A 3767-nucleotide genomic window follows, 5' to 3' on the forward strand; every position below is an offset into this window, starting at 1 on the left:
CGCCTCGCCCGCCAGCTCCGCCTCGCCCTCGTCGGCCTGAGCCTGGCCGCCGGCCCGGCGCTCGCCCAGAACGCGCCCGCGTCCATCGACGTCACCCGGGCCCAGGACACCAAGCGCCACTACCGCATCGCCGCCGGCCCGGTCGACGAGGCGCTGGCGAGCTTCGCCGGCAGCGCCGGCATCAGCATCGCCATGCCGCCGGCGCTGATAGCCGACCGCCGCAGCAACGGGCTGGAAGGCAGCTACAGCGTGGCCGAGGGCCTTGCCCGCCTGCTCGCCGGCACCGGCCTGGAGGCAGTGCCGGGCAACAGCGGCGCCTACCTGCTGCGCGCCGCCCCGGCCAGCGGCGAAACCCGCGTGCTGGCGCCGGTCACCGTCACCTCGCAGGCGGACAGCGACGGCACCACCGAGCACAGCGAGTCCTACACCACCGCCAGCATGCGCACCGCCACCAAGCTGCCGCTGTCGCTGCGCGAGACGCCGCAGTCGGTCACCGTCATCACCCGCCAGCGCATGGACGACCAGGCGATGACCAGCATCAACGACGCGGTGCAGGCCACGCCCGGCCTCTTCCTCAGCAATGCCGGCGGCGTCGCCCGCCCCAGCTACAGCGCCCGCGGCTTCGAGGTGGACACGGTGATGCACGACGGCTTCCCCAGCGCGGTGATGGGCTACATCCCCAGCGCCCAGGCCAACCTCGCCATGTACGACCGGGTGGAAGTGGTGCGCGGCGCCGCGGGCCTGGCGCAGGGCGCCGGCAACCCCTCCGCCGCGCTCAACCTGGTGCGCAAGCGCCCCACCCGCGACTTCCAGGCCTCGGTCTCCGCCACCGTCGGCAGTTGGGACGAATACGGCGTCAGCGCCGACGTCGGCGGCGCGCTGAACGAGAGCGGCACCCTGCGCGGCCGCTTCGTCGCCGGCAAGCAGGACGCCCGCAGCTTCCGCGACGCCCAGCAGGAAAACCACGACAACTTCTACGCGGTGGCCGAGGCCGACCTCGGCGCCGCCACCACGCTGACGCTGGGCGCCTTCAGCCAGTACGACTACTCCAACTTCATGTGGGGCGGCCTGCCCGCCAACAGCGACGGCAGCCACCTGGATGTCTCCCGCTCCACCTTCATCGGCGCCGACTGGGAATACAACAAGTCGCGCAGCAACGGCACCTTCGCCACGCTGGAACACCACTTCGACAATGAATGGGTGCTGCGCCTGGGCGCGAGCTACGCCCTCACCAAGGTCGACGTGCTGGCCACCTCGGTGTGGGCCGGCAGGCGCTTCCTGTGGGCGCAGAAGATGGACCAGGAGGAGAGCGCGCTGGACCTCTACGCCAGCGGCCCCTTCCACTTCCTCGGCCGCCGCCACGAACTGGTCGCCGGCCTGAGCCGCCGCCGGCTGGACTACAACACCTACGACTACTACGGCGCTTACCTGCCCGGCACCGTCGATCCCTACACCTGGAACCCACGCAGCTTCCCCAAGCCGGCCTATGACGCCAGCGGCGAAGGCGCCCACGACATCACCACCCAGAAGAGCGTCTACCTCACCGCCCGCTTCAGCCTGGCCGATCCGCTCAAGCTCATCGTCGGCGCCCGCGAGGACTGGTACGACTACGACAACCGCCGCGGCGACGACGGCTACCGCATCACCCGCAACCTCACCCAGTACGCCGGCCTGATCTACGACCTCGACGCGCAGCACTCGGTGTACGCCAGCTACACCGACATCTTCAAGCCGCAGACCGCGCGCGGCGTGGACGGCAAGGTCCTGGAACCCGTCGTCGGCGAGAACTACGAGCTGGGCATCAAGGGCGAATACTTCGGCGGCGCGCTCAACGCCAGCGCCGCCCTCTTCCAGATCAACCAGACCAACCGCGCCCGCCAGCTGGATGACCAGAGCAGCTGCCCCAGCTATCCCGCCACCGCCTGCTCCGAGGCCTCCGGCCTGGTGCGCAGCGAAGGCGTGGACCTGGAGCTGCAAGGCGCGCTCACCCCCAACTGGCAGATCGGCGCCGGCTACAGCTACGCCCGCGCCCGCTACCTGCGCGACGCCACCGCCAGCAACGAGGGCCGGACCTTCAACACCCGCGTGCCGGTGCAGCAGTTCAAGCTCACCACCCTGTACCGCCTGCCGGGCGAGCTGCAGCGCTGGCGCATCGGCGGCAACCTGCAGCAGCAGAGCCGCATCCGCTCCGACAGCAACGGCTGGCACTCGGAGCAGAAGGCCTACGCCATCGCCGGCCTCATCGCCGGCTACCAGGCCAGCCGCCAGCTGGACTTCCAGCTCAACGTCGACAACCTGTTCGACCGCAAGTACTACCGCAGCATCGCCGTGGGCACGTACTACCCTTACGACATCTTCGGCGACCCGCGCCGCGTCCGCCTCACCGCGCGCTACACCTTCTGATGCCGCAGGTGCATGCGGCCGTCCTGCGGCGGCCGCATGCCGGTGCAAACACGCTACGGATTGACGCCAATCGGCTTACGGATTAAAAATGAGAACCATTCTTAACTAAGCTGGCCAGCCACCCCGCCTCGCGGTCAGCCAGCCTCCGCCCATTGCTGGAACGCCCACCGTGAGCTCCGCCGCCTCCGCCGACGTCATCGGCACCCTCTACCGCGACCACCACGGCTGGCTGCAAGCCTGGCTGCGCCGCAAGCTGGGCTGCTCCCACCAGGCCGCCGACCTTGCCCAGGACACTTTCCTGCGGCTGATCACCGCCCGCCGCCAGGAGGCCTTCCACACCCCGCGCGCCTACCTGCGCACCGTCGCCCACGGCCTGATGGTGGACCACTTCCGCCGCCGCGAACTGGAGCAGGCCTACCTGGACGCACTGGCCGCCATGCCGGAAGCGCTGGCGCCCTCGCCGGAAGAGCGGCTGGCCATCTTCGAAACCCTGTTCCACATCGACAGCCTGCTGGATGCCCTGCCCGACACCACCCGCCGCGTCTTCCTGCTGTCCCAGCTCGACGGCCTGACTTACGCCGCCATCGGCGAGCAGCTGGGCCTGTCGCTGCGCACGGTGAAGCGCCACATGCATGCCGGATTCGCCCAATGCCTGGCCGCGCTGCTCTGAGCCCGGCCGACACCGGCGTGGTGAACCAGGCCGCGCACTGGCTGGTGAAGCTGCACGCCGGCGAGCTGGACGACGCCGGCCGCCGCGCCCTGCAACGCTGGCGCGAGCAGGACCCGCGCCATGAACGCGCCTGGCAGGCGGCGGAATCCCTGGCCCAGCGCTTCGGCAGCCTGCCGGCGGAGCTGGGCCACGCCACGCTGGACCGGCCGCGCCAGCGCAGCCGCCGCGCCCTCGTCAAGAGCATCGTGCTCGCCCTCACCCTGCCCGCCAGCGGTGCGCTGGCCTGGCGCCGCTGGGGCGGCGAGCTGAGCGCCGACTACCGCACCGCCACCGGCGAAACCCGCGCCATCCCGCTCGCCGACGGCGGTCAGCTCTTCCTCTCCAGCGCCAGCGCGGCCGACGTGCTGTTCGATGCCGCCCAGCGGCGGATCGTGCTGCATGCCGGCGAACTGCTGGTGCAGACCGCGCCGGACAGCGCCCGGCCGCCGCGCCCCTTCTTCGTCCACACCGCCGAGGGCCGCATCCGCGCGCTGGGCACCCGCTTCAGCGTGCGCCGCGACGGCGCCGACCACAGCCGCGTCACCGTGCTGGAGCATGCGGTGGAGATACAGCCTGCCGACGGCGGCATGCCGCTGCGGCTGGAAGCCGGCCAGCAGGCCCGCTTCAGCGCCAGCGCCGTCTCCCCGCCCATGCC

General features: G+C 71.2%; 3 protein-coding genes. All 3 read left to right on the top strand.

Annotated elements, in window-relative coordinates; genetic code table 11:
• A partial coding sequence (locus tag GRF61_RS23530) for a TonB-dependent siderophore receptor (RefSeq protein ID WP_169153045.1) occupies positions 1-2403 on the top strand: 2403 nt, incomplete at its 5' end.
• Between the two features lie 169 nt (positions 2404-2572).
• Positions 2573-3073: a sigma-70 family RNA polymerase sigma factor gene (locus GRF61_RS23535; RefSeq protein ID WP_169153046.1), complete on the top strand. Its 501-nt coding sequence runs from the start codon at positions 2573-2575 to the stop codon at positions 3071-3073.
• On the top strand, positions 3052-3767 hold a 716-nt coding region (locus GRF61_RS23540; RefSeq protein WP_169153047.1), incomplete at its 3' end, for a FecR domain-containing protein. The genes GRF61_RS23535 and GRF61_RS23540, both read left to right, overlap by 22 nt.

The organism is Azoarcus sp. TTM-91, from assembly GCF_012911025.1.
In the GTDB taxonomy this organism is placed as follows: Bacteria; Pseudomonadota; Gammaproteobacteria; order Burkholderiales; family Rhodocyclaceae; genus Azoarcus.